This is a genomic window from Stutzerimonas sp. 21-1 (assembly GCF_056336065.1).
This window is the reverse complement of the sequence record NZ_CM150500.1, coordinates 265,201-290,780: the sequence shown is the minus strand read 5'-3', so window position 1 is coordinate 290,780 and position 25,580 is coordinate 265,201. Positions and strand designations below refer to the sequence as shown.

Annotated in this window: 22 protein-coding genes; 13 read left to right on the top strand and 9 right to left on the bottom strand. The window is 68.0% G+C overall.

The annotated features are described in order from the left end of the window. Positions 1–50 precede the first annotated feature (50 nt). From AC0ZJQ_RS01325 to rsmD, 3 genes are read left to right on the top strand one after another with little or no spacing between them, the layout of a single operon-like run. Positions 51–1,403 (top strand): M16 family metallopeptidase, encoded by a 1,353-nt coding sequence (locus AC0ZJQ_RS01325; RefSeq protein ID WP_476477242.1) that lies wholly within the window; start codon positions 51–53, stop codon positions 1,401–1,403. After that, entirely contained in the window at positions 1,396–2,907 is a 1,512-nt protein-coding gene (locus tag AC0ZJQ_RS01320; RefSeq protein ID WP_476477241.1) for a M16 family metallopeptidase, read from the top strand. Before AC0ZJQ_RS01325 ends, AC0ZJQ_RS01320 begins: the two co-directional genes overlap by 8 nt. Further along, a complete protein-coding gene (gene rsmD / locus AC0ZJQ_RS01315; protein ID WP_476477240.1) occupies positions 2,907–3,500 on the top strand; it encodes a 16S rRNA (guanine(966)-N(2))-methyltransferase RsmD in 594 nt (197 codons plus the stop codon). Before AC0ZJQ_RS01320 ends, rsmD begins: the two co-directional genes overlap by 1 nt. 40 nt (positions 3,501–3,540) lie before the next feature. Here the strand turns inward: rsmD and AC0ZJQ_RS01310 are convergent, their stop codons facing one another. Further along, on the bottom strand, positions 3,541–3,945 hold the full coding sequence (locus AC0ZJQ_RS01310) for a ribonucleotide reductase subunit alpha (RefSeq protein ID WP_156716048.1): 405 nt from the start codon (positions 3,943–3,945) through the stop codon (positions 3,541–3,543). 176 nt (positions 3,946–4,121) lie between these two features. On the opposite strand from AC0ZJQ_RS01310, the gene AC0ZJQ_RS01305 reads away from it, so the two are divergent. Next, positions 4,122–5,102, top strand: a complete 981-nt coding sequence (locus AC0ZJQ_RS01305; protein ID WP_156716046.1) for a hydrolase — start codon at positions 4,122–4,124, stop codon at positions 5,100–5,102. 6 nt (positions 5,103–5,108) lie between these two features. Here AC0ZJQ_RS01305 and AC0ZJQ_RS01300 read toward each other — a convergent pair whose 3' ends face one another. From AC0ZJQ_RS01300 to AC0ZJQ_RS01280, 5 genes are all read right to left on the bottom strand, one after another. Further along, a complete protein-coding gene (locus tag AC0ZJQ_RS01300; RefSeq protein WP_476477239.1) occupies positions 5,109–6,125 on the bottom strand; it encodes an HlyD family secretion protein in 1,017 nt (338 codons plus the stop codon). Between the two features lie 9 nt (positions 6,126–6,134). Further along, positions 6,135–8,219, bottom strand: a complete 2,085-nt coding sequence (locus tag AC0ZJQ_RS01295; RefSeq protein ID WP_476477238.1) for a TolC family protein — start codon at positions 8,217–8,219, stop codon at positions 6,135–6,137. After that, positions 8,219–9,547 (bottom strand): glycosyltransferase family 2 protein, encoded by a 1,329-nt coding sequence (locus AC0ZJQ_RS01290; protein WP_095460275.1) that lies wholly within the window; start codon positions 9,545–9,547, stop codon positions 8,219–8,221. The genes AC0ZJQ_RS01295 and AC0ZJQ_RS01290 overlap by 1 nt, the downstream gene beginning before the upstream one ends. 1 nt (position 9,548) lies before the next feature. Next, positions 9,549–10,931, bottom strand: coding sequence for a TackOD1 domain-containing metal-binding protein (locus AC0ZJQ_RS01285; protein WP_476477792.1), 1,383 nt, complete (start codon positions 10,929–10,931; stop codon positions 9,549–9,551). Positions 10,932–11,065: 134 nt separating this feature from the next. After that, entirely contained in the window at positions 11,066–11,734 is a 669-nt protein-coding gene (locus AC0ZJQ_RS01280; protein ID WP_476477237.1) for a TetR/AcrR family transcriptional regulator, read from the bottom strand. A 128-nt stretch (positions 11,735–11,862) separates the two neighbouring features. Here AC0ZJQ_RS01280 and AC0ZJQ_RS01275 point away from each other — a divergent pair, with 128 nt between their 5' ends. From AC0ZJQ_RS01275 to ggt, 6 genes are all read left to right on the top strand, one after another. Further along, positions 11,863–13,290, top strand: a complete 1,428-nt coding sequence (locus tag AC0ZJQ_RS01275; RefSeq protein ID WP_167136609.1) for a coniferyl aldehyde dehydrogenase — start codon at positions 11,863–11,865, stop codon at positions 13,288–13,290. Beyond that, the gene (locus tag AC0ZJQ_RS01270) at positions 13,290–13,820 is read left to right on the top strand and encodes a twin-arginine translocation pathway signal protein (RefSeq protein ID WP_077682794.1); all 531 of its coding nucleotides are present in this window, start codon (positions 13,290–13,292) and stop codon (positions 13,818–13,820) included. Before AC0ZJQ_RS01275 ends, AC0ZJQ_RS01270 begins: the two co-directional genes overlap by 1 nt. A 16-nt stretch (positions 13,821–13,836) precedes the next feature. After that, positions 13,837–15,432 carry a GMC family oxidoreductase gene (locus AC0ZJQ_RS01265; RefSeq protein WP_102829119.1) on the top strand — a complete coding sequence of 532 codons (1,596 nt, stop codon included), beginning with the start codon at positions 13,837–13,839 and terminating at the stop codon, positions 15,430–15,432. 106 nt (positions 15,433–15,538) lie between these two features. Then, positions 15,539–16,021: a pantetheine-phosphate adenylyltransferase gene (gene coaD, locus AC0ZJQ_RS01260; protein WP_008568546.1), complete on the top strand. Its 483-nt coding sequence runs from the start codon at positions 15,539–15,541 to the stop codon at positions 16,019–16,021. A 95-nt stretch (positions 16,022–16,116) separates the two neighbouring features. Beyond that, positions 16,117–16,368, top strand: coding sequence for a YfhL family 4Fe-4S dicluster ferredoxin (locus AC0ZJQ_RS01255; RefSeq protein ID WP_008568547.1), 252 nt, complete (start codon positions 16,117–16,119; stop codon positions 16,366–16,368). Continuing rightward, complete coding sequence (gene ggt / locus AC0ZJQ_RS01250) at positions 16,368–18,089, top strand: gamma-glutamyltransferase (protein WP_476477236.1); 1,722 nt, start codon at positions 16,368–16,370, stop codon at positions 18,087–18,089. The genes AC0ZJQ_RS01255 and ggt overlap by 1 nt, the downstream gene beginning before the upstream one ends. On the opposite strand, the gene AC0ZJQ_RS01245 is transcribed toward ggt, so the two are convergent. The 3 genes from AC0ZJQ_RS01245 to mutM all read right to left on the bottom strand — a co-directional run bounded on the left by AC0ZJQ_RS01245 (position 18,073) and on the right by mutM (position 21,438). Continuing rightward, positions 18,073–19,923 carry a Na/Pi cotransporter family protein gene (locus tag AC0ZJQ_RS01245; protein WP_476477235.1) on the bottom strand — a complete coding sequence of 617 codons (1,851 nt, stop codon included), beginning with the start codon at positions 19,921–19,923 and terminating at the stop codon, positions 18,073–18,075. The genes ggt and AC0ZJQ_RS01245 overlap by 17 nt on opposite strands. 257 nt (positions 19,924–20,180) lie before the next feature. After that, positions 20,181–20,516, bottom strand: coding sequence for a multidrug transporter (locus AC0ZJQ_RS01240; protein WP_102829192.1), 336 nt, complete (start codon positions 20,514–20,516; stop codon positions 20,181–20,183). A 109-nt stretch (positions 20,517–20,625) separates the two neighbouring features. Further along, positions 20,626–21,438, bottom strand: coding sequence for a bifunctional DNA-formamidopyrimidine glycosylase/DNA-(apurinic or apyrimidinic site) lyase (gene mutM, locus AC0ZJQ_RS01235; protein ID WP_476477234.1), 813 nt, complete (start codon positions 21,436–21,438; stop codon positions 20,626–20,628). Between the two features lie 145 nt (positions 21,439–21,583). Between mutM and AC0ZJQ_RS01230 the strand changes: the two genes are divergently transcribed. The 3 genes from AC0ZJQ_RS01230 (at position 21,584) to ilvD (ending at position 25,559) form a co-directional block, all read left to right on the top strand. Next, complete coding sequence (locus AC0ZJQ_RS01230) at positions 21,584–22,126, top strand: type 1 glutamine amidotransferase domain-containing protein (protein WP_476477233.1); 543 nt, start codon at positions 21,584–21,586, stop codon at positions 22,124–22,126. Positions 22,127–22,205: 79 nt separating this feature from the next. Beyond that, positions 22,206–23,402: a class I SAM-dependent rRNA methyltransferase gene (locus tag AC0ZJQ_RS01225; RefSeq protein ID WP_476477232.1), complete on the top strand. Its 1,197-nt coding sequence runs from the start codon at positions 22,206–22,208 to the stop codon at positions 23,400–23,402. A gap of 318 nt (positions 23,403–23,720) precedes the next feature. Then, positions 23,721–25,559 (top strand): dihydroxy-acid dehydratase, encoded by a 1,839-nt coding sequence (gene ilvD / locus AC0ZJQ_RS01220; protein WP_167136593.1) that lies wholly within the window; start codon positions 23,721–23,723, stop codon positions 25,557–25,559. Positions 25,560–25,580: the final 21 nt, after the last annotated feature.

The window sequence follows — 25,580 nt, the reverse complement described above, 5'->3', positions numbered from 1 at the left end:
TTTGCCCGCCCTGCCAGCCGCTTCGGCGCCATTGACCCGGGAAACCTGCTATGCACCTGACGTTACGCCGCGCTGCGGCCCTGTTGCTCGGCGCGCTGTACCTGCCGCTGGTCGCCGCGACCGACAGCCAGCCGACCCACGAATTCTTCCTCGATAACGGCCTGAAGGTGATCGTGCGCGAGGACCACCGCGCGCCGGTGGTGGTCTCCCAGCTCTGGTACAAGGTCGGCTCCAGTTACGAGACGCCCGGCCAGACCGGCCTTTCGCACGCGCTCGAACACATGATGTTCAAGGGCAGCCGCAAGCTCGGTCCCGGCGAAGCCTCGCGCATCCTGCGCGAGCTGGGTGCCGAGGAAAACGCCTTCACCAGCGACGACTACACCGCCTATTACCAGGTGTTGGCGCGCGATCGCCTGGCGGTGGCCTTCGAGCTGGAAGCCGATCGCCTGGCCAGCCTCAAGCTGCCGGTCGAGGAATTCACCCGCGAGATCGAGGTGATCAAGGAAGAGCGCCGCCTGCGCACCGACGACAAGCCCAACGCGTTGGCCTTCGAGCGCTTCAAGACCGTCACCTACCCGGCCAGCGGCTACCGCAACCCGACTATCGGCTGGATGGCCGATCTCGAACGCATGCAGGCCGACGAGCTGCGCGCCTGGTACGAGCAGTGGTACGCGCCGAACAACGCCACCCTGGTGGTGGTCGGCGACGTGACCCAGGACGAGGTGCGCAGCCTGGCCGAGCGCTACTTCGGTCCGATCGCCAAGCGCCCGCTGCCGTCGGCCAAGGCGCCGCTGGAACTGGACGAACCCGGCGAGCGGCGCCTGCAGCTGCACGTCAACACACAGCTGCCGACTCTGCTGATGGCGTTCAACGTGCCGAGCCTGTCGACCAAGGCGGACGCCCGTCAGATCCACGCCCTGCGCCTGATCGCCGCGCTGCTCGACGGCGGCTACAGCGCGCGCCTGCCGGAACGCCTGGAACGCGGCGAGGAGCTGGTGACCAGCGCCTCCGCCTGGTACAACGCCTACGCCCGCGGCGACAGCCTGTTCATGCTCTCGGCGGTGCCCAACGTGCAGAAGGGCCGCAGCCTGACCGATGTCGAAAGCCGCCTGTGGGCCGAGCTGGACCTGCTCAAGCAGCATGCGCCGAGCCGCGAGGAACTGGAGCGCGTACGTGCCCAGGTGATCGCCGGACTGGTCTACGAGCGCGACTCGATCACCCAGCAGGCCACCACCATCGGCCAGCTGGAAACCGTCGGCCTGTCCTGGCGACTGATGGACGACGAACTGGCCGCGCTGGAGGCCGTCACCCCCGAGGACATCCAGCAGGCGGCGCGCACCTACTTCACCCCCACGCGCCTGAGCGTCGCCCACGTGCTGCCCGAGGAGAGCGCCGATGAATGATTCCCGCACCCTGCGCCGCAGCCTGCCCGGCCTGCTGCTGGCCGCCTGCCTGGCCCTGACCGGCTGCGATCAGGACGCCCCTGTCCCGCCACCCCAGGCGGCGCCGGCAACCACCGAGATCCGTCCGGCGGCGACCGGCGGCGACGCACCGCGCCTGGAATCGTTGGCCAGCCTCGACGAGCAGCCACTGGCGCGACGCAAGCTGGACATCCAGACCTGGCAGACCGCCGAAGGCGCCAAGGTGCTGTTCGTCGAGGCTCACGAGCTGCCGATGTTCGACCTGCGCCTGACCTTCGCCGCCGGCAGCAGCCAGGACGCCGGCACGCCAGGCCTGGCGCTGCTGACCAACGCGATGCTCAACGAAGGCGTCGCCGGCAAGGATGTCACCGCCATTGCTCAGGGCTTCGAGGGGCTCGGCGCCGACTTCAGCAACGGCTCCTACCGCGACATGGCGGTGGCCAGCCTGCGCAGCCTGAGCGCCGCGGACAAGCGCACGGCGGCGCTTGAACTGTTCAGCGAAGTGGTCGGCCGTCCGACCTTCCCCGAGGATTCGCTGCAGCGGATCAAGAACCAGCTGCTGGCCGGCTTCGAATTCCAGAAGCAGAACCCCGGCAAGCTGGCCAGCCTCGAACTGTTCGAGCAGCTCTATGGTGCGCATCCGTACGCGCACTCCAGCGAAGGCACCGCCGAGTCGGTGCCGGGCATCAGCGTGCAGCAGCTGCGCGAGTTCCATGCGCGCGCCTATGCCGCCGGCAATCTGGTGATCGCGCTGGTCGGCGACCTCGACCGTACCCAGGCCGAGGCCGTCGCCGCGCAGGTATCCGCCGCGCTGCCGCAGGGCCCGGCTTTGCCGGCGACCCCGGCACCCGAAGCACCGCCGGCCGGCAAGCACCACATCGAATACCCGTCCAACCAGACCCACCTGCTGCTGGCCCAGCTCGGCATCCCGCGCGGCCATCCGGACTACGCGGCGCTATACCTGGGCAACCAGATTCTCGGCGGCGGCGGTTTCGGCACCCGGTTGATGGAAGAGGTGCGCGAGAAGCGCGGCCTGACCTACGGCATCTACTCCGGCTTCAGCCCGATGCGCGCCGCCGGGCCGTTCATGATCAGCATGCAGACCCGCGCCGAACTGACCGACGGCTCACTGCAGCTGGTACAGCAGCTGGTACGCGACTACCTCGCCGAAGGTCCGACCGAGGCCGAGCTGGAGCGCAGCAAGCGCGAGATCGCCGGCAGCTTCCCGCTCTCGACTGCGAGCAACGCCGACATCGTCGGCCAGCTCGGCAGCATCGGCTTCTACGACCTGCCGCTGACCTATCTGGAAGATTTCATGGGCGAAATCCAGACGCTGACGGTCGAACAGGTCAAGGCGGCGATGAACAAGCACCTGCAACCGGACGGTTTCGTCATCGTCACCGCCGGCCCCAGTGTCGAGCAGCAACCGCTGCCGCCGCCCACCGAACGACCTGTCGAACAGCCCAGCGCGGTTCCGGAGCATTGATGGCCAACCCACCGATTCGACCCAGCGCCCATGGCGGCCAGGGCCAGCTACGCATCATCGGCGGCGACTGGCGCTCGCGCCGCTTCAGCTTCCCCGATGCCGAAGGGCTGCGGCCGACGCCCGACCGCGTGCGCGAAACGCTGTTCAACTGGCTGATGCCCTACCTCTCCGGCGCGCGGGTGCTCGACCCGTTCGCCGGCAGCGGCGCGCTCTATCTCGAGGCGCTGTCGCGCGGCGCCGGCATGGCGCTGGCGCTGGACCTCAACGCCAATGCGATTGCCAGCCTGCGCAAGCATCTGGACACGCTGAACTGCGGCAACGGCCAGCTGCTGCAGAGCGATGCCCTGCGCTACCTGGAAACCCAGACACCGTCGCCGTTCGATCTGGTGTTCCTCGATCCGCCGTTCAACAAGAACCTGCTGCAACCGGCGTGCGCGCTGCTTGAAGAAAGGGGCTGGCTGGCCGAACGCGCCTGGATCTACACCGAAAGCGAAGCGGCGCCGTCGAGCCTGGGGCTGCCGGGCAACTGGCGTCTGCATCGCGAGAAGAAGGCCGGCAAGGTGTTTTACGCGCTGTGGGAGCGCACGGCCTGAGCGAATCAGGTGCCGCGGCTGACGCGCGGCACCCTGCGGCTCAGTAGAAGTCGACCGTCTGCCCGTCGCGGTCGAAAGCCAGGAAGCGACCGATATTGCCGGTCTCGATGGCACCGACCATCATCTTCAGCGGCTCCTCGGCGTCGTCCGCGCCGGGCGTGATGCCCGCCTGGCCCGGCAGGGCGGCGGCGAAGAACAGGTCCCAAGCCACGCCGGTACGCTGCGATTCCTCGCGCAGCGCGGCGAAGCTGCTCAGTTCCTCGGGTAGTTTGTCGACGCAGAGCACCGGCTTGAGCGAGCCGCCGGCATTCTCCTCGAAGCGCTGGCGCTCCTCCTCGGTGGCGTCGTCGGGCAGTTCCGCCGTGACGAAAACGAACAGCAGCCGCTGCGGCTCGCGTTCCTGCCGCGCGGCATTCAGGAGTTCATCGAACGGGGTGGTGGTCATGGCTTGGTTTCCAGGCTGCGAATTCACCGTGCACTGTTTACCCGCGGCGGCGCGCTGGCCATATCTCCAAAGGTGTACGTCCGCCGAAAGGCCGGCACCATTCAAGCCGCACATGGTGCTGTTCATCGACCATTGCAGGCACTAACGTCGAGCCAACCCAAGCGCTACGAGCAACCGTGACCGACCTCTTCCAACCCGCCTGGTGGCTGCCGGGGCCGCATCTGCAGACCCTGTGGAATCCATTCTTCCGCACCACGCCGACACTCGCGCGCCGGCGCGAACGGCTGTGGCTGGCCGATGGCGACTTCATCGACCTCGACTGGCACGGCCCGCACGACGCCACGGTGCCGCTGGTGCTGGTGCTGCACGGGCTCACCGGCTCGTCCAGCTCGCTGTACGTGCTCGGCCTGCAGCAGCAGCTGGCCGCACGCGGCTGGGCCAGCGTGGCGATCAACTGGCGCGGCTGTTCGGGCGAGCCCAACCTGCTGCCGCGCGCCTACCATTCCGGCGCCAGCGACGACCTCGGCGAAGTCATCACCCACCTGCAGGCCAGCCGCCCGCTGGCGCCGCTGCACGCAGTCGGCTATTCGCTGGGCGGCAACGTGCTGCTCAAGTACCTCGGCGAAACCGCCAGCAGCTGCCCGATGCGCAAGGCCGTCGCGGTGTCGGTGCCGTTTCGCCTGGACCAGTGCGCCGACCGCATCGGCCTGGGTTTCTCGCGGGTCTATCAGGCGCACTTCATGAAGGCGATGGTCGCCTACGTGAAGGACAAGCAACGGCTGTTCCGCGAACGCGACCTGCAGCAGCACCTGGCCACCCTCAGCGGCCTGGGCACGCTCGACGGCATGCGCACCTTCTGGGACTTCGACGGCCGCATCACCGCCCCACTGCATGGCTACAAGGATGCCCAGGATTACTACCGGCGCGCGTCGAGCCGCTATTTCCTGCCCGACATCGCGATCCCGACGCTGCTGATCCAGGCCGCCGACGACCCCTTCGTGTTCCGCCACAGCGTGCCGGAAACCAGCGAACTGTCAGCGACCACCACGCTAGAACTGCACGCCCACGGCGGGCACGTCGGCTTCATCGAGGGCACACCACGCCGTCCGCGCTACTACCTGGAGCGGCGCATTCCGCAGTGGCTGGCGGGTGCCTGAGCGATCTCAGCTGCCGAATGGCAGCCACGCGTGCGGGAATCGTGCCTTGAGGCCGAGCCGGTCGATGCGCCACTCGGGCGGCAGCCCATCCTGCACCCGTGCTATCACCCGCAGGCTGCGCGTCGGTGCGCTGAACGGCGGGCGCAGTTCGACCGGGACCGGCGCTGCGTCGTCCACCGCCTGGATCACCACCGCCTGACGCTGGCTGTGGTCCGGGAAGATCAGCATCAGCGACTTGCCGGGCATGGCCTCGGCGGCATGCCGCGGGTCGAGATAGACCCACACCTGCGGCTCGCCGTCGCTTTCCACGCGCAGCAGCGGCGTACCCGGCCCGACGTTCTCGCCCGGCGCGACGAGGATTTCGCCGACGCGGCCATCGTTCTCGGCGCGCAGTTCCAGCCCCTGCAAACGGCTGTCCAGCCAGGCCAGCTCCAGATCACGCTGGCGCTGCTCGGGGCCGGCCTCCGGCTGGCGCCGCTGCTCCAGCTGATACAGCTCGCGCAGCCGCGCATCACGCAGATCGGTCGCCGCCAGCAACTCGCCACGGGTCGCCGCGCCGGCATCGAGCAGTCGCCGGACCTGCCGCACGCGCGCTTCGGCGCCCGCCAGCGACTCCTGCAGCAGCGCCCGTTCGGCTGCCAGGCTGGCGGCATTCGGGCTTTCCATCGGCGTGCTCGCCGCCTCCAGCAGGAAGCGCCGCGCACGCCATTCCGGGTTGTCCAGACGTACCAGCAGCTCGCCGGCCGTGACCCGCTGCCCCGGCTGTACCAGCAGCTGCTGGACCTGCGCGGCGTCACGGGCGCGCAGCTCGCTGCCCGGCAGATGCAGCTGAGCCGGCGCCTCGATCAGCCACAGCGTGAGCACCCAGCGGCCGATCAGCCAAAGCAGCGGACTGAGTACCGCCAGCAGAATGAGGTACCAGCGCACTCGAAAGGCCAGGCGCTTGCCCGGCGCATAGAGCACCTGCAGGCCCTGCTCCTGGGTGGGTTGTTGCTCCTTGGCGCTGGAGAATTTGATCTTCATGCGATGTGCTCAATGGGGATAGTGAGACCAGTCCTGCCAGTCGATGCCGGCAACGGCCTGTGGCTGCAACTGCTGGCGCCAGCGCTCGGTCTGCGCCTGCAATTGCGCGCGCGGGGCGGCGCTCCAGCTTTCATCCGCCGCCAGCTGCGGCTCCACGCTCTGCGCCAGGCGGAACGACAGTCCCGGCCAGCGGCGCGCAATATCCGCCGCCAGCTCCGCGCTGCGTACGGCGTTGCGGGTGTAGATCATCAGGCTGACCTGGCGCACACCGCGCTGGCGCAGCTCGCAGGGCACGCAGTACTCGCCGGCGCGCGGTGCGGCGAACCAGCGGTGATGGCTGGACAGTTCGAGCGGCCAAGGGCTGACACCGGCGACCGCCGTCAGCGTGTCCATCCAGTCGCGCAGCCGCGCCTCGGGCACCGGCCAGCCGAGCTGCTCGACCTCCAGATCCAGATGCAGACCGGCGAACGGCAGCGCGCTCAGCTCGCCGAGCAGATCGAGCAGTCCCTGGCGGCCGTCGGCCTGCAGCCAGTGCGGATCGCCGAGCAGCAGCAGCACCTCGAAGCCCTGCGCGCGCGCGGCCTCCAGCAACCCGCGCAACTGACCGCGCAGGCGCTCTGGCTCGGCCACCTGGGCGGCGTCGAGGCCGAGATAGAGACGCTGCATGCCGGCCGCGCGCAGTTGCGCCAATGCCTCGGCGCGGCGCTGTTCATCGAGCAGCGCGTGGCTGTCCCAGAGGTAGACGCCCTGCTGCCATTGCGCGGCCTGGCGACCCGCCGCCGTGCGTGCGGCCGCCACCGGTGCCTGCCAGTCGAGCGTGGCCGGCCCGAGCAACGGCGCGTGCGCAACATCGTCGTCCACGAACAGGCGCAGAGCCGCTTCCCGCAGCCACAACCCGTGCCAGGCGGCGATCAGGCGCAATCCGGCGTAGCCATGCTCCAGCTCGGCCGCCAAGCTGCCCAGCCAAGCCTGATCGACATCGCCAGCGCGCCGCAGACGCTGCTCGCGCATGGCCAGCGCCGCCGTTTCCAGCTGCTGACGCGCCTGCAACAGGTCTTCGGCGGCCGCGCGCTGCGCGCGCAGCGCCTGGCCGAGCCCCTGCTGCAGACCCTCACGCTCGGCATCCAGCTGCGCCAGTGCCATCTCGTGGCGTGCCACGCCCTCGTCAGTGCGCGCCCGCCCATAGGCCAGCGGATCGAAGGGCGCCGACAGACTGATGCTGGCCACCAACCCATTGCCCGGCTCGTTGCCGCCGCTGCGGTCTTCGTAGCTCTGCGCGACGCTGAAGCTCGAATCGACCGCCGCGTACCACGGACTCTGCCGATTGCGCTCGGCCTGACGCAGCTGCTCGCGGCGCTCCTGCAGCCGCGGATGCCGCTCGAGCTGTTGCAGCCAGGTACCCAGCGGCTGCGCAGCGCTCGCCAGCGCCTCGGCACGGGCCTGCTGGCCCACCTCGATCGACTGTCCACTCAGCGACTGCAGGCTGTAGCGGGTTTCTTCCAGCAGCGGCCCGGCGGCGGCGCAACGGCGCTCCAGCGCCTGCCAGCGGCCATCCTGCAGACGCGCCTCGGAAGCCAGCAACCAGCCTTCGCGCAGGCGCGCCGCCAGCTGCTCGCGCGCGCGCCGTGCAGGCTCGGCGATGCCGTCGCACCAGCGCAGTTCCTCCTGCGCTCGCCACCAGTCGGCATAGGCGCTGCGCAGTGCCAGGCGCTGCTCGAGGCGCGCCAGCTGCAGTCGCGCCTGCTGTTGCTGGCGCTGGTCTTCGACGCTGCGCAACGCATCCTGCTGGCGCTTCAGGCTGCCCAGCAGTGGATGACGCAAGCCGAGCGCCAGATCGCGACCGTAGTAGTCGTCGCGCACCTCTTCGGTCACCAGCTCCCGATAGCGCCCGGTCCCTGCCGAGGCGAACCATTGCCAGCCGGCTTCGGCCTCGTGCTGGCGCTGCAATGCCTCGAGCGCCGCACCTTCGGCCTCGGCCGCGCGCAGCAGCGGCGTGCTGTCGGCGCCATCGAGCAGCGCCGGTAGCGGCAATACCTCGGCCAGACAGGATGAAGCCAGACCCAGCAGACCCAGCAATAGGAATACTCGCCGCATCAGAACCTCTTCGCCTTGCGCAGCACCCACCAGGGCGCCATCGAGGTTTCCTCATGGCCACGCCGGATCATTTCGTTGAGGATCGCCACTGCGCTCCAGCAGCGCATGACGAACATGAACAGCGGAAACAGCGGCACCACCCAGCAAAGCCACAGGTCCTGCCGCGGCCGCTCGGACACCATGCACACCGCTACCACGTAGGCCAGCAGGGTGTTGGCCAAGTACACCAGATAGACCAGCCAGGCGAGCACCAGGAAGGTCGACAGCGTCAGCGAGTACAGTCCGACGATGAAGTAGCCGAGGATGATGAACGGCAGCACCAGCTGGAAGAAGAACCCGCTGACCAGCACCACCAGAAAGTTCGGCCAGCCGAGCAGGCGCGGCGTGAAACTGTGGCGATGCTTGCGCACATAGAGGAAGAACAGATCGCCATCCCAGCGCAGGCGCTGCATGAGGAACTGGCGGAACGTCACCGGGGCGTCAGTGTGGCCGATGGCGCACGGCTCGAAGGGTATGCGCAGCGGCCGGCGGCCGAAGTAGTTCTTGATGCGCAGGGTGATATCCAGATCCTCGGCGGTATGGGTGTCCCAGCCACCGATTTTCTGCAGAAAGCTGCGACGAAAGGCGCCGAACGCGCCGGATACGTTATTCACCACGTTCCACTCGCTGAGCCCGATCTTGGCCAGCTGGATCGACAGCAGGTATTCCAGCGCCTGCATCGCCGTGGTCAGCGAGGCGCGCGCGTTGCGCACCCGCAGGCTGCCCGCCACCGCCGGCACGTCCGGGTCCTGGAAATGGCGCACCACGTTGACCACCATGTCGTTGTCGAACGAGGTATCGCCATCCAGCGCCATGACGATCTCACCGGTGCTGTATTCCAGCCCGGCGTTCAGTGAGGACACCCGTCCGCCACGCTGCCACTTGGCGATCGGCCGCAGAAAGCGCCGCGGATACAGCTGCGCATCGAGGCGAAAATCCCGCACGGCCTGCATCGTCGCGTGATTGGCCGTCGCGCCGTCGACCACCGGAATCATCTCGATCTCGCCGCGATAGGTCTGCTCGCACAGGCTGAGCAGCGTGGTCTGCACATCCCGACCTTCGCTATAGCAGGTGATCACGCAGGACACGCGCGGCTGGTAACTGTTGCCTTCCGGCAGCTCGAAGGGTTTGCGCACGAACCAGCGCAGCACGCCGAGCAGGATCACCAGGCTGAGCGGCACCTCCAGCAACAGAAACGCCGGAAACAGCATCACCAGCAGATAGCCCAGGCCGTCGGGCTTGTCGATTTCGCCGAGAATCCCCAGCCACTGCAGCCAGAAACCCTCCATCTCAGCCCAGCTCCCCGTTCAGGCGCGCCAGCAGCAACGCGGCATCTTCCTGTTCGAGCAGGTCGGCCGGTGCGGTGAAGCCGATCTGACGCAGCTGCAGCTGGCCGATCTGCTCGCTGGCCAGCCGCTCGGCACCTTCCTGCAGGCGTTTACGCACCACTGCCAGGCCGGCCGCATCGGTGTGCGGCATCATGATCCAGAGAATCTCTTCACTGACCCGGCTGCAGCGATCGGTGTCGCGCACGGCTTCCTGCAGCCGCTCCACCAGGCTGTCCACCAGCGCATGGCCGCGCAGCTCGCCGAGTGCGCTGATGGTCGCCGCCAGGTTGACGAACCGCAGCCCCAGCAGGGAGAACGCCGGCTGCTTGTAGCGCCGCACCAGCTGCAGCTGCCAGTTGAGCAGCTCGTGGAAGGACTTCTGGTTGAGCAGGTTGAGCGCACCGAACTGATCGGTCTCGGCGACACTGGCCGAGTAGCCCTGCCGACAGCGCAGCCGCCCGGCCTCGGCGAGGCGGAAGTGACGCACCTCGCGCACGCGCAGCTTGTCCGGCGCATGGGCCTGGCCACAGTCCAGGCAGCGCGACTCGACTTCGGCATCGACGAAGAACGCCTGGCAGCTGCGGCAGCGATAGTTTTCCAGCGGCCGGTCGTAATCGCTGCCGATGTGACGCAGGCGCGAGAAGCAGTTCGGGCAGAGCAGCAGGCCATCCTTGAGGAAGTGCTCCTGGGCGCCGACGTGGCCGCAGGTGAAGCAGTGCAGCGACGGCTGACGGGCGATTTCCAGCGTCTGGCACTCGGGGCAGACGTCCACGTAGTTCAGCCGGCCGGAGCCACAACCGACGCACAGGCGCACCCGATCGACCAGCTCACCCTCTTCCAGCCAGCCTTGCTGGGTCATCAGCTGCAGCCAGGCGAAGGCGTTCGGCGTTTCGTCGTCTTCCAGCGCCTCCAGCAGCGGGTAGTGATAGTGCTGCGCCACACCGGCATCGCGCACCGCATGGATGGCACCGTGCGGCCGCAACCACAGCCAGGCAAGCACGCGCGACTCGAAACGCTCCGGCGCCACCCCACGATTGAATAGCGCGAAGCGCTCCTGCCACAGCCGCCAGAGCGGCACCAGCGCACTCAGATCAGCCGGCGGCGCACCGTCGCCCAGCGCCTTGCAGGACGCATCCTGCTCCTGGCAGCAGTAGATCAGGCTGAAGCGATAACGCTTGTCCATACGCAGGCTGCGCAAGGCTTCGCCGGCGCGCACCGCCGGCAGATCGAGCAGAACGATGTCATACGCCGGCAGCGCCGCGAGCGCGGACCACTCGGGGTGCCGCTCGTATTCGATACCGACAATAGGGGAAGAAGACGCACCAAGGACGGCGACGCGTGGCATGGGGGACATGGGAAGGAAAACCGGATAATGGCGATGTGATACTTGATCGCCATCATTCTACGGGTTCTTCTAGGGTTATTCGCCAGCTATTCGTCGCCTCGACGCATGAATACTGATCAGGCTCAGCGTGAGCGTCATAAATCCGACGAAATACCTCGACAGCCATCCGACAGATACTTGCGCAGCAACTCGGAAACCTCCGCTGAAGCGCCCGGCGACACGAAGCCCACCTCCAATGCCAGCAGCTGATAGATACCGCAGCGCAACTGCTCCGGACCGAGCTGCACGGACGGTTCACCGACGGTGCCGAGAAAGCGCACCCAGGAGGTGAGGATGATCCAGGCATTGAGCGCCAGCGCTTCGACCTCGGCGGGGCCCATCTGGAGGATGCCGGCGTCGACGAATCCCTGATAGATCGCCCTGGCGTTGTCCAGGCAACGCGCCGCAAAGGCGCGGTAGCGCTGCGCCAGCGCTTCATCGGCAGCGAGCAGCGCTTCCAGGTCGCGGTGCAGAAAACGGAAGTCCCACATCGCCGCCAGCAACGCCTCGAGATAGACGACCTTGTCCGCCACCGTCAGCGCGCGTTGCGGCGGGCGCAGGAAGTCGTCGATGCGGGCCTCGTAACGCCTGAACAGCTCGGCAACGATCGCCTGCTTGTTGGCGAAGTGGTAGTACAGGTTGCCCGGCGATATGCCCAGGTGCGCAGCGATGTGATTGGTACTGACGCCGCGCTCACCCTGGGCATTGAACAGCTCGAGGCTGGCATCGAGGATGCGGTCGCGGGTCTTTGCTCGGGGCGCCATGGGCGGGTCGGTCTCGTGGGGTCTGCAAGGGTGCAACGGTACAGCCCCGCACCGGCGCAGGCGAGTCGCATTGACACTTTAGAGCAATTACTCTAGAAAACACTCTCTCGCCGCCCTCAGGAGCCGCCATGCCTGTCGAAACGCCCGCCGCGCACGTGCCGCTCACCGCTGAGCACTTGCAGCAGATCCTCGCCGCGCAACGCAGCGCCTGCGCCACCGCACCGCTGCCCGATGCGCAGACCCGGCGGCAATGGCTGGACGCGCTACGCGACGTGCTGACGGGCAACCAGCAGGCGCTGATCGAGGCCATCTCGGCGGACTTCGGCAACCGCTCGGCCGACGAGACGCTACTGGCCGAAATCATGCCGAGCCTGCATGGCATCCGGTACGCTCGCCGCCATCTGCGTGGCTGGATGAAACCGTCGCGGCGCCGCGTCGGGATGGCGTTCCAGCCGGCCAGCGCGCGGGTGATCTACCAGCCGCTGGGCGTGGTCGGGATCATCGTGCCGTGGAACTACCCGCTGTATCTGGCCATCGGCCCGCTGGTCGGCGCACTGGCCGCCGGCAACCGGGTAATGCTGAAGATGAGCGAATCGACCCCGGCCACCGGCGCGCTGCTCCAGCGGCTGCTGGCGCAGGTCTTCCCGGAGAATCAGGTGGCCGTGGTGCTCGGCGATGTCGAGGTCGGCAAGGCCTTCGCGCGGCTGCCGTTCGATCACCTGCTGTTCACCGGATCGACGCAGATCGGCCGCGACGTGATGCGCGCCGCTGCGGACAATCTGACGCCGGTGACGCTGGAGCTGGGCGGCAAATCGCCGGCCATCGTCTCGCCCACGGTGCCGCTGGCCGACGCCGCCGAGCGCATCGCCTTCGGCAAGACGCTCAACGCCGGGCAGACCTGCGTCGCACCCGACTACGTGCTGGTGCCGCGCGCACGTCTGGACGCCTTCGCCGAGGCCTACCGCGCGGCGGTGCGCCGCCTGCTGCCGAAGCTGGCGGACAATCCGGACTACACCACGATCATCAACGCCCGCCAGCTCGCCCGCCTGCAGGACTATCTGGACGATGCACGCAGCAAGGGCGCCCGCGTGCTGCCGCTGTTCGACGACAGCGCGCCGGGCCGCCTCGCGCACCACCTGCTGCTCGACGTCAACGAGCACATGCGCGTGATGCACGAGGAAATCTTCGGCCCGTTGCTGCCGCTGGTGCCCTACGACGATCTCGACGCGGCCATCGCCTACGTCAACGCACGGCCGCGACCGCTGGCGCTGTACTTCTTCGGCTACGACCGCGCCGAGCAGCAGCGCGTGCTGCAGGGCACGCTGTCCGGTGGCGTATGCCTGAACGACACCCTGCTGCACGTCGCTCAGGACGACCTGCCGTTCGGCGGCGTCGGCGCCTCGGGCATGGGCCATTACCACGGGCACGAGGGCTTCCTGACCTTCAGCAAGGCGCGCGGGGTGTTCAGCAAGCCGCGCCTGAACGCGGCACGCCTGATCTATCCGCCCTACGGCAAGTGGTGGCAGAAGCTGCTCTACCGCCTGCTGGTACGCTGATGAGCGGCCTGCCGCTGAATCGCCGCGGGCTGCTGCGCATCGGCTTGCTCGGCGGCGCGCTGCTGGCCACCTCGGGCCTGGCCGCCAGCCTGAGCGGCTGCAGTCGCGAGCTGGCGGCGGCGAACTTCAGCCTGTTGCGGCCCAGTGACCTGCCGCTGCTGCGGCGGCTGATTCCCGTGCTGCTGACCGGTGCGGTGGCAGCGCCGGACGCGCCGGCGGTGGTCGAGGGCACGCTGAGCAGCCTCGACCGCAACCTGCAACAGCTGTCGCCGGCGCTGGCCGCACAGGTGCTGCAGCTGTTCGACCTGCTCAGCCTGCCATTGACCCGCGGCCCGCTGACCGGCATCTGGGGCAGCTGGGAAGCGGCGAGCGATCAGGCCATGCAGGATTTCCTGCAGCGCTGGCAGAACGCTCCGCTGGCGCTGCTGCGCCAGGGTCACGCCGTCCTGCTGCAGCTGGTGCTGATGGCCTGGTACGGCCGGCCCGAAGCCTGGGCGCATTGCGGCTACCCCGGCCCGCCCACGGTCTGACCCTCTGGAGCTAACGATGCCCGTCCCCGACATCTTCGCTGCCGGCCTCGCCCGTGGCTGGCAGACCCACGATGGCTCGCGCCTCGCCGGCGATCTCACGCTGGAGGCAGATACCGCCATCATCGGCAGCGGCGCCGGCGGCGCCACCAGCGCGGAAATCCTCAGCGCGGCCGGCTTCAAGGTGCTGCTGATCGAAGAAGGCCCGCTGCGCACCAGCAGCGACTTCGATCTGCAGGAACCGCGCGCCTATCGGTCGCTGTACCAGGAAGGCGTCGGACGAATGAGCAAGGACGGCGCCATCACCATCCTGCAGGGCCGCGCGGTGGGTGGCACCACGCTGGTGAACTGGACCTCGAGCTTCCGCACTCCGCCGCAGACACTCGAGCACTGGGCGCGCGAGCACGCCGTCAGCGGCCTCTCCACGGAGCAGCTGGCGCCCTGGTTCGCGCGCATGGAAGAGCGCCTGGGCATCGCGCCGTGGGCCATGCCGCCGAATGCCAACAACGCGGTGCTGCAACGCGGCTGCGAGCGCCTCGGCTATCGCTGGGCGGTGATTCCGCGCAACGTGCGCGGCTGCTGGAATCTCGGCTACTGCGGCATGGGCTGCCCGACCAACGCCAAGCAGTCGATGCTGGTCACCAGCATTCCGGCACTGCTCGATCACGGTGGCGAACTGCTCTACCTGGCGCGCGCGGAGCGCCTGCAGATCCGCGCCGGGCGCATCGAAGGGCTCGACTGCGTCGGCATGGATGCGCGCGGCGTGGCGCCCAGCGGCCGGCGGATTCACGTCAGGGCGCGGCACTACGTGCTGGCCGGCGGCGGCATCAACAGCCCGGCGCTGCTGCTGCGCTCCGCCGCGCCGGACCCGCACGGGCGCGTCGGCAAACGCACCTTCCTGCACCTCACCAACTTCTGCGCGGCGCAGTTCGACGAAGTCATCAACCCGTTCTACGGTGCGCCGCAGTCGATCTATTCGGATCACTTCCAGTGGCGCGACGGCGCGCGTGGTCGCATGTCCTACAAGCTCGAAGTGCCGCCGCTGCATCCGGCACTGGCCGCGACCCTGTTCGGTCGCTTCGGCGTCGACAACGCCCTGCGCATGGCGCAGCTGCCGCACACCCACGCGATGATCGCGCTGCAGCGCGACGGCTTTCACCCGGACAGCGCCGAAGGCCAAGTCGAACTGCGCAGCGATGGCACGCCGGTGCTCGACTACCACATGACCGCCTACAGCTGGGACGGCATCCGCCGCGCCTTCCACAGCATGGCCGAGATCCAGTTCGCCGCCGGCGCGCGCGCCGTGCTGCCGCTGCATGCCGATGCGGACTATGTGCACACGCCGCGCGCGGCGCGCGAACTGATCGATCGACTCGATCTCGCGCTCTACCGCACGCGGCTCGGCAGCGCGCACGTGATGGGCGGCTGCGCGATGGGTGACGATCCGCGCCAGGCGGTGGTCGACAGCCGCGGACGCCATCATCAGCTGGAGAACCTGTCGGTTCACGACGGCTCGCTGTTCCCCACCAGCATCGGTGCCAACCCGCAGCTGTCGATCTACGCGCTGTGCGCGAAATTCGCCAGCCAGCTCGGCGAAGACTTGCAGAACGCCTGAGATCGGCAGGTTATCCGCGCAGATCGCCACACGACCATTGAGACTTTACGCTGCCGACATGCAGCCGCTACCATCCACACCCCCACGCCTGCGTCAGGACGCCGCGATGAATCGAGTGTTGTATCCGGGAACCTTCGATCCCATCACCATGGGCCACGCCGATCTGGTGGAGCGCGCTTCCCGGCTGTTCGATCATGTGATCATCGCCGTGGCAGCCAACCCGAAGAAGAACCCGCTGTTCCCGCTGGAACAACGCGTCGAGCTGGCCCGCGAAGTCACCAAGCACCTGCCGAACGTCGAGGTCATGGGCTTCTCCACGTTGCTGGCGCATTTCGTCCGCGAGCAGAACGCCAACGTGCTGCTGCGCGGCCTGCGCGCGGTATCCGACTTCGAGTACGAGTTCCAGCTGGCCAACATGAACCGCCAGCTGGCGCCGGAGGTCGAGAGCCTGTTCCTCACGCCGTCGGAGAAGTACTCCTATATTTCCTCCACACTGGTGCGCGAGATCGCCTCGCTCGAGGGCGACGTCTCCAAGTTCGTCCATCCGGCGGTGATGGACGCGCTCAAGGCGCGCTTCGGCCAGCGCTGAGGGATCCGCCGGTGGGCAGCAGGCCCACCGATGCGGCACAATTGCGCGTCGTTATCTGCTGTGCCGCGGCCTGAGCCGCGGCAGGAGTTCGCTGGATGTCCCTGAAAATCACCGATGACTGCATCAACTGCGACGTGTGCGAGCCCGAGTGCCCGAACGGCGCGATTTCCCAGGGCGAGGAAATCTACGTCATCGATCCCAACCTCTGCACCGAATGCGTCGGTCACTATGACGAGCCGCAGTGCCAGCAGGTCTGCCCGGTCGACTGCATCCCGCTCGACGAAAACAACGTCGAGAGCAAGGACGAGCTGATGCAGAAGTACCTGATCATCACCGGCAAGGCCTGATGCCCGCGGTGCGGCCGGCTCGCCGACGCGCACTGCGCGAGGGCGAGCGGGCCTATCTCGCCGCCTTCCTGCTGTTCTCCTTCTGCGCCCAGGCGCAACCGCCGGCTCAGGGCGCCGTTGCCACCGCGCACCCGCTCGCCAGCGCAGTCGGCCGGGAAATTCTCCAGGCCGGCGGTAATGCCTTCGATGCCGCCGTGGCGGTCAGTGCCGCGCTGGCGGTGGTCGAGCCCTATGGCTCGGGCCTCGGCGGCGGTGGTTTTTTCCTCCTGCGCGAAGCCGGCGAACCGGCTCGTTTCAGCTTCCTCGACGCCCGCGAGCGCGCACCGCTGGCGGCCACTCCCGATCTGTATCTGCGCGACGGCGAGGTGCAGCGCAAGCTGTCGCTGGATGGTGCGCTGGCGGCGGCGATTCCCGGCACCCCGGCGGCGCTGACGGAACTGTCGCAGCAGCGCGGCCGGCTACCGCTGGCGCAAACCCTGGCGCCGGCCATCGCCTTGGCGCGCGACGGCTTCAGCGTCGATGCGGTCTACCGCCAGCGCGCCAGCTGGCGTCTCGATGCGCTACGCGCCGATGCCGAAAGCGCACGGCTGTTCCTCCGCGACGGCGGGTTGCCGGCCGAAGGCCAGCGCCTGCGTCAGCCGGAGCTGGCCGCCAGCCTCGAACGCCTGGCACGCGAAGGTCGTGACGGCTTCTATCGCGGCGAGCTGGCCGAGCGTCTGGTGCAGGGCGTGCGCGCCGCCGGCGGCATCTGGACGCTGCGGGATCTAGCCGAATACCAGACTGTCGAGCGCGCGCCACTGCGTTTCCCGCTGGCCGAAGGCCGCGAGCTGATCGGCGCACCGCCGCCCTCGGCCGGCGGCGTGATCCTCGCGCAGAGCCTGGGCATGCTCGAACGCCTGTCCTGGCGCGAAGCTGCGCCGGTGCAGCGCAGCCATCTGGTGGTCGAAGCGCTGCGCCGCGCCTATCGCGACCGCAGCCTGCTGGGCGATCCCGACTTCGTCCGCGCGCCTCTGCAGCGGCTGCTGTCGGCGGACTACCTGCAGACGCTGGCGGCCGGCATCGATCCGGCGCGCGCCACGCCGAGCAGCGCCCTGCCGCCGGCGCCACGCTGGCGCGAGGGCGAGCACACCACCCACTTCGCGGTGATCGATACCGAAGGCAACGCGGTGGCGGCCACCCTCTCGCTGAACATGATGTTCGGCGCCGCGTTCACCGTGCCCGGCACCGGCGTGCTGCTCAACGACGAAATGGACGACTTCGCCGCCGACATCGCCGGCAGCAATGCCTATCAGCTCAAGGGCAGCAGCGCCAACGCGATTTCCGGCGGCAAGCGCCCGCTGTCGAGCATGAGCCCGACCTTCATCGAGAGCGCCAGCGAGTTCACCAGCTTCGGCACGCCCGGCGGCAGCCGCATCCCGAGCATGGTGCTGCTGTCGGTGCTGGCCTACCTGGACGGCGAGCCGGTATCCGCCTGGCCGGCAGCACCGCGTTATCACCATCAGTACCTGCCCGACGTGCTGCAGTACGAGGCCGCCACCTTCAGCCCAGCACAGCTGCAGGCGCTGCGCGCGCTCGGCCACCAGCCGCAGCTGATCGAGCGCGATTACGGTAACCAGCAGGTGCTCTATTGGAACAAACACAGCGGCGCAATCGACGCCGCCAGCGATCCGCGCGGCATCGGCCGGGCGCTCCTGGTGTCGCCGCTCAGGGCCGCTGAATGATCGGACCGTCGTCGTCGGTCGACAGCTGGCGCAGCTGGCGGATTGGCTCCTGCCCGTCGGCCAGCAACAGCGCGTTGCGCAGGCTCTGGATGATGCGACTGGCGTAGCCCAGGTCGTTCATCAGCGAGCTGGTCTGCAGACCGTCCAGGTCGTGATTGCGCACGGCGACGAACAGGCGCTTGCGAAACGCACCGTCGAATTCGGCGGCCCGCTCGTCGAGCCACTGCAGCCGCTCGCGCCAGCGCTCCTCCGGCAGCTCCGAATGGGTCAGCGCACGAATCTCGCGCAGTGCCTCAAGCAGATGCCGGCGCAGCTCGACGTACGAGCGGCGCACCGTCGAGGCCTCCTGGCGCAGGTAGTGACCGAGGTTTTTCTGCAGGTGCTTGGCGTCCTTGACCGCATCCACCAGCTGCAGCGCGGCGATCTGGCCGCTCAGCCAGAACGTCTGGTGCTGCTCGTCCAGCGGCACCTCGAGGCGGCCCATGAAGCTCAGCAGGTCGGCGTACACACCCTTGATGTGGCGCTGGTAGAGCTGCTCGGCATCCAGCGCACCGGGCTCCGGCGGCGCGGCCATCAGGGCGTCATCGATGCGTCCCTGGCGCATCAGCTGGTCCACCGGCAGGAACAGCGCATGGCAGATCACTTCCAGGCTCAGCCGGGTCATGTGCTGCAGCTCCTGCGCCACCGCACAGGTGGCGGCATCCGCCGAATCCAGCGCGCGGGCGTTGAGGTAACGCGCGCGGGTGCGCTGCTGCGGTTCGTCCGGCTGCGCCAGCTCGGTAATCAGCACCGTCGGCTCGACCCGATCGGGCAAGAGGCGAATCAGCAGCGCTGCCAGGCGCGCCTGCCACGGCCAGAACAGCAGCACGCCCAACCCGTTGAACAGCGAGTGGAACAGCGCCAGCTGCAGCAGCACGTTGTCGCCCAGGCCCACCGCCTCCACCAGCCAGCGCACCAGCGCGGTCAATGGCAGCAGCAGGACCAGCGCCACCAGCGCCGTGAGCGCATTGAACAGCACGTGCGCCAGCGCCAGACGCTGCCCGCTGCGGTTGCCGCCGAGCGAACCGACGAAGGCGGTGGTGACGCTGCTGCCGACGTTGGCGCCGATGGCGATGGCCAGTGCCGGGCCGAGCGTCAGCTGGCCGGCACCAAGCGCGGCGAGCGTCAGCATCAGCGTTGCGTGACTGGACTGCAGCACCACCGTGGCCGCCAGGCCGATGCCGACGAACAGCAGCTGGCCGATCAGCCCCTCGGCCTGGTAGGCCGACATGTCCACGTCGCTGCCGAAGCTGGAGAAGCCGTCCTTGATCTGATCGATGCCGAGGAAGACGAAGGCGATCCCCAACACGATGCGCCCGGCCGCCTTGCCCTTGTCACCGAGGAAACTCGCCAGCACGCCGAACACCAGCAGCGGCAGCGCCAGCGGCGCCAGACTGAGATTGTGCCCGGCCAGCGCCAGCAGCCAGATGCCGCTGGTGGCGCCGAGATTGGCGCCGAACAGGATTGGGATGCCGCCGGCCAGCTTGATCAGTCCGGTACTGATGAAGGCGATGGTCAGCAGCGACACCAGCGTGCTCGACTGCAGCAGCATGGTGCCGCCGACGCCGAACAGCAGCCCCTTGAACGGCGTCGCGGTGGTCCGCGCCAGCAGCTGTTCGAGCTTGCCACCGGCCAGCTGGCGCAGACCTTCCTCCAGGCACTGCATGCCGAACAGGAACAGCGCCAGACCGGCGCACAGCTCCAGCCAGGGCTGGCTGCTCCAGAACGCTGCTCCGAGCAGAAGGCTCCCCGCCACGATCAGGAATGTCCTGACGTGCTTCTTGAACGTGCCCATGTGTACTTTTCGTTACCTGCCGCGTGCCATAAGGAAAGAACCGGCTGAGCCGGTCACATAGCGAGGGTCGCCGCTGCAGCACTGGCGCACGACCGCCGGGCATTCTAGGGGATTCGCCATGCGGCGACGATGCCTCGCCGAGGTGGCAGGCCGGACGTGGACAATTGAGGAGGGGTATTTAGGAGAATGCAGCCTGCGGGGCAGGCTGCGCGATGCGGATTCGGATTACGCGGAGCGAGCGCCCCGCGCCACCGGCATCAGTAAGGTTTTTGCGAAGTGGTGCAACCCAGGCAGCGCACGAAGGCCTCACGCGCCGGATCGCCGACCAGTGCCTGGCCGGCTTCCTTGACGTTGCCGCCGAGCGCGGTGAACGGCAGGCTGACGACGAACGCGACGGCGCCGACCAGCGTCGCGCCGATCAGCAGCGGACGAGCGACGACCAGGTCGCCGATCATGGCGAACGCCGGCGGTGCCTCGACCGTGTAGGTCGGATCGCCACTGGCATTCTGCGTGACTGTTTCCGCCTGTGCCGGCATTGCCAGCAGGCCGGTGGTCAGAGCCAAGACAACAGCGGTGGAGCGGAACAGATTCATGGTGTGGTCCTTCAGCTGTGCGAAACGCGGCATTTTCAAGTTGTGCCGGCCACTATAGCAGTGGCCGCTACCTCGCGAGCGTGAACGCCGTCAACGCGCCGCGCAGCGATCAGCGCTGGCAACGACTGCAATAGACGCTGGCGCGCTGGCCGAGGCGAACCTCGCGCAGCGTCGTGCCGCAGTGCTTGCAGAACTCGCCGCCGCGCCCGTAGACGAACAGCTCCTGCTGGAAGTAACCCGGCTTGCCGTCGCCGCCGACGAAATCGCGCAGCGTGGTGCCACCGCGCTCGATGGCCAGCGCCAGGATGCGCTTGATCTCGTCCGCCAGCTTCAGATAGCGCGCCCGTGAGATGCCGCCGGCCGGGCGGCGCGGATCGATGCCGGCGGCGAACAGCGCCTCGCTCGCATAGATGTTGCCGACGCCGACCACTACCGCGTTGTCCATGATGAACGGCTTGACCGCCATGCTGCGCCCACGCGACAGCTGGAACAGCCGTTCGCCGTCGAACGCCTCGCTCAGCGGTTCCGGGCCGAGGCTGGCGAGCAATACGTGGTTGAGCGGATCGTCGCTCCACAGCAGCGCGCCGAAGCGCCGCGGATCGGTATAGCGCAGCGCCTGGCCGGATTCGAGTAGCAGATCGACATGCTCGTGCTTGGCCGGCGGCAACGCGCCCTCGACCAGCCGCAGGCTGCCGGACATTCCCAGGTGCGCGATCAGCGTGCCGGCCTCGAAGCGGATCAGCAGGTACTTGGCGCGGCGTTCGACCGCCTCGATGCGCTGCCCCGAAAGGCGCACATCCAGGTCCTCAGGAATCGGCCAGCGCAGCCGCCGCTCGCGCACGATCACCCGACTGACGCGCTGACCGACAAGATACGGGGCGATACCGCGACGAGTGGTTTCGACTTCGGGAAGTTCGGGCATGACGGCGGAGCGGGAGCAACGGAAGGGGAACGCATCCTAGCACGGGCCGCCGGCGCCGCCCGGCCGGGACTGGCGAACTTTCGTGCACGTGCGTGTCCGAAATCAGGTGTCCCGCACATCGCGGGCGAATCGACGGAGGCAGCCCATGAGCCAACCCCTCACAGGCAAACGCGTGGCAATTCTGGTGGCCGATGGCTTCGAGCAGGCGGAACTGACCGGCCCGCGCGAGGCGCTGGAAAACGCCGGCGCGCGCGCCGACATCGTCGCGCCGAAGAACGGCGAAGTGACCGGCTGGAACCACACCACGCCGGCCACCAAGTTCCATGTCGACCAGACTTTCGACGCCATCCGCATCGCCGATTACGACGCCGTGCTGCTGCCCGGCGGCGTGGTCAATTCCGACACCATCCGCACCGAGGCCACGGCCCAGCGGCTGGTGCGCGAGGCGGCGCAGGCGGGCAAGCCGATCGCGGTGATCTGCCACGGCAGCTGGCTGCTGATCTCCGCCGGGCTGGTCAAAGACCGGCGCATGACCAGCTGGCCCTCGCTCGCTGACGACCTGCGCAACGCCGGCGCCGAGTGGGTCGACGAGCCGGTGGTGGTCGATGGCGGACTGATCAGCAGCCGCAAGCCCGACGACATCCCAGCCTTCAGCAGCGCACTGATCGAGGCGCTGCAGACAGCCTGAAGCGCACGGCTGGCGCGCTTTTCATGTCGCCGGAGCACGGCTCGTTTAGAATGCCCGTCTTTTTCCGGGAGCCCCGCCAATGACCCTGCCCAGCCTGCGCCTCAAAGCCAATGCCGATCGCCGCCTGCGCGCCGGCCATCTGTGGGTCTACAGCAACGAGGTGGACACCGCAGCCACGCCGCTGTCGGGGTTCGTCGCCGGCGACCAGGCGATTCTCGAAGCGGCCGGCGGCAAGCCGCTGGGCATCGTCGGCGTGTCGCCGAACAACCTGATCTGCGCCCGCCTGCTGTCGCGCGACCTCAAGCACAGTCTGGACAAGTCGCTGCTGGTGCACCGCCTCCAGGTCGCGCTGAGCCTGCGCGAGCGGCTGTTCGAGCAGCCCTGCTACCGCCTGGTCTATGGCGACTCCGATCTGCTGCCGGGGCTGGTGGTCGACCGCTTCTTCGACGTCCTCGTCGTACAGCTCGCCTCGGCGACCATGGAGCGCAACAAGGACGCCGTGCTCGAGGCGCTGGTGCAGGTACTCAAGCCCAGCGGCGTGCTGTGGAAGAACGACTCCAGTGCGCGTGACGCCGAAGGTCTGGAACGCTACGTCGACACCGCCTTCGGCGTGGTGCCCGAATGGGTTGCGCTGGAAGAGAACGGCGTGAAGTTCGAGGCGCCGGTGATCGCCGGACAGAAAACCGGCTGGTTCTACGACCACCGCATGAACCGCGCGCGCCTGGCGCCCTACGTGAAGGGCAAGCGCGTGCTCGACCTGTTCAGCTACATCGGCGGCTGGGGCGTGCAGGCCGCGGCCTTCGGTGCCAGCGAGGTGTTCTGCGTCGACGCCTCGGCGTTCGCCCTCGATGGTGTGGAGCGCAACGCGGCGCTCAACGGTGTGGCGGACAGGATGACCTGTGTCGAGGGCGATGCCTTCGAGGCGATGAAGGAACTGAAGAACGCCGAAGAGCGCTTCGACGTGGTGATCACCGATCCGCCGGCGTTCATCAAGCGCAAGAAGGACCTGAAGAACGGCGAGGCGGCCTACCGCCGGCTCAACGAACAGGCCATGCGCCTGCTCAACAAGGACGGCATCCTGGTCAGCGCCAGCTGCTCGATGCACCTGCCCGAGGACGATCTGCAGAACATCCTGCTCGGCAGCGCCCGCCATCTGGACCGCAATATCCAGCTGCTCGAACGCGGCGCGCAGGGGCCGGACCATCCGGTACACCCGGCGATCCCGGAGACCCGCTACATCAAGAGCCTGACCTGCCGCATCCTGCCCAACAGCTGACCGGCACGGGTGGACAGCGCGCCGTCTGTCCACCCGTCGGCACCCGCCGCGATCGCTTTCCTCGCACCCTCTTCGCGGTTTGAGGCTTGAAGCGTCCGGCAACCAAAGCCCCGACCATCAGCCTTTCCCGCCCCCGCCACCGCGCGTAGAATCGGGGACTCCTCGCCACCATCCCCCGGCGGGCGTGAGCCCTGGCCGTCCGAGCGGTGACCCCGCTTCGACCCCGGCCCCTGTGCGGCAACGGCATCTTCCGTTGCAAGCGGCGCAGGCGATGCTCACCATTACACTTCGCACAGCTGATCAGCCGCAGGAACCGTCATGCCCGATTACCGCTCGAAAACCTCCACCCACGGCCGCAACATGGCTGGTGCCCGCGCCCTGTGGCGTGCCACCGGGATGAAGGACGAGGACTTCAAGAAGCCGATCATCGCCATTGCCAACTCCTTCACCCAGTTCGTGCCCGGCCACGTCCACCTGAAGGACATGGGCCAGCTGGTCGCCCGCGAGATCGAGAAGGCCGGCGGCGTGGCCAAGGAATTCAATACTATCGCGGTCGACGACGGCATCGCCATGGGCCACGACGGCATGCTTTATTCGCTGCCTTCGCGCGAGATCATCGCCGACTCGGTGGAGTACATGGTCAACGCGCACTGCGCCGACGCCATCGTCTGCATTTCCAACTGCGACAAGATCACCCCCGGCATGCTGATGGCCGCGCTGCGTCTGAACATCCCGGTGGTGTTCGTCTCCGGCGGGCCGATGGAAGCCGGCAAGACCAAGCTGGCCGCGCACGGCCTGGATCTGGTCGACGCCATGGTCGCCGCCGCCGACGACTCCTGCTCCGACGAAACCGTCGCCGAATACGAGCGCAGCGCCTGCCCGACCTGCGGCAGCTGCTCCGGCATGTTCACCGCCAACTCGATGAACTGCCTGACCGAAGCCCTCGGCCTTTCGCTGCCGGGCAACGGCACCACGCTGGCCACCCACTCCGACCGCGAGCAGCTGTTCCTGCGTGCCGGGCGCATCGCCGTCGAGCTGTGCAAGCGCTACTACGCGGACGGCGACGCCTCCGTGCTGCCACGCAACATCGCCAATCGCCAGGCCTTCGAGAACGCCATGACCCTGGACATTGCCATGGGCGGCTCGACCAACACCATCCTGCACCTGCTGGCCGCGGCCCAGGAGGCCGAGGTCGACTTCGACCTGCGCGCCATCGACGCGCTGTCGCGCAAAGTGCCGCAGCTGTGCAAGGTGGCGCCGAACATCCAGAAGTACCACATGGAAGACGTGCACCGCGCTGGCGGCATCATGTCGATCCTCGGCGAGCTGGCGCGTGGCGGCCTGCTGCACACCGACGTCTCCACCGTGCACAGCAAGACCATGGCCGAGGCCATCGCGCAGTGGGACATCACCCAGACCAATGACGAAGCGGTGCATACCTTCTTCAAGGCCGGCCCGGCCGGCATCCCGACGCAGACTGCGTTCAGCCAGGCAACCCGCTGGCCGAGCCTGGACCTGGATCGCGCCGAAGGCTGCATCCGTTCGGTCGAACACGCCTACTCGGCGGAAGGCGGCCTGGCCGTGCTCTACGGCAACATCGCGCTGGACGGCTGCGTGGTGAAGACCGCCGGCGTGGACGAATCGATTCACGTCTTCGAAGGCACGGCGAAGATCTACGAAAGCCAGGACAGCGCCGTGAAGGGCATCCTCGCCGACGAGGTGAAGCCGGGCGACATCGTCATCATCCGCTACGAAGGGCCGAAAGGCGGTCCGGGCATGCAGGAAATGCTCTACCCGACCTCGTACTTGAAGTCCAAAGGCCTGGGCAAGGAATGCGCGCTGCTCACCGACGGTCGCTTCTCCGGCGGCACCTCGGGCCTGTCCATCGGCCACGCCTCGCCGGAAGCCGCCGCGGGCGGTGCCATCGGCCTGGTACGCGAAGGCGACCGCATCCACATCGACATCCACAACCGCAGCATCCAGCTGCTGGTCAGCGATGAGGAGCTGGCCCACCGCCGCATCGAGCAGGACAAGCTCGGCTGGAAGCCGGCCCAACCGCGCGCGCGCAAGGTCTCGACCGCGCTTAAGGCCTACGCCCTGCTCGCCACCAGCGCCGACAAGGGCGCGGTGCGCAACAAGGCGCTGCTCGGCGACTGATCCGGCGGCAAAGAAAAAGCC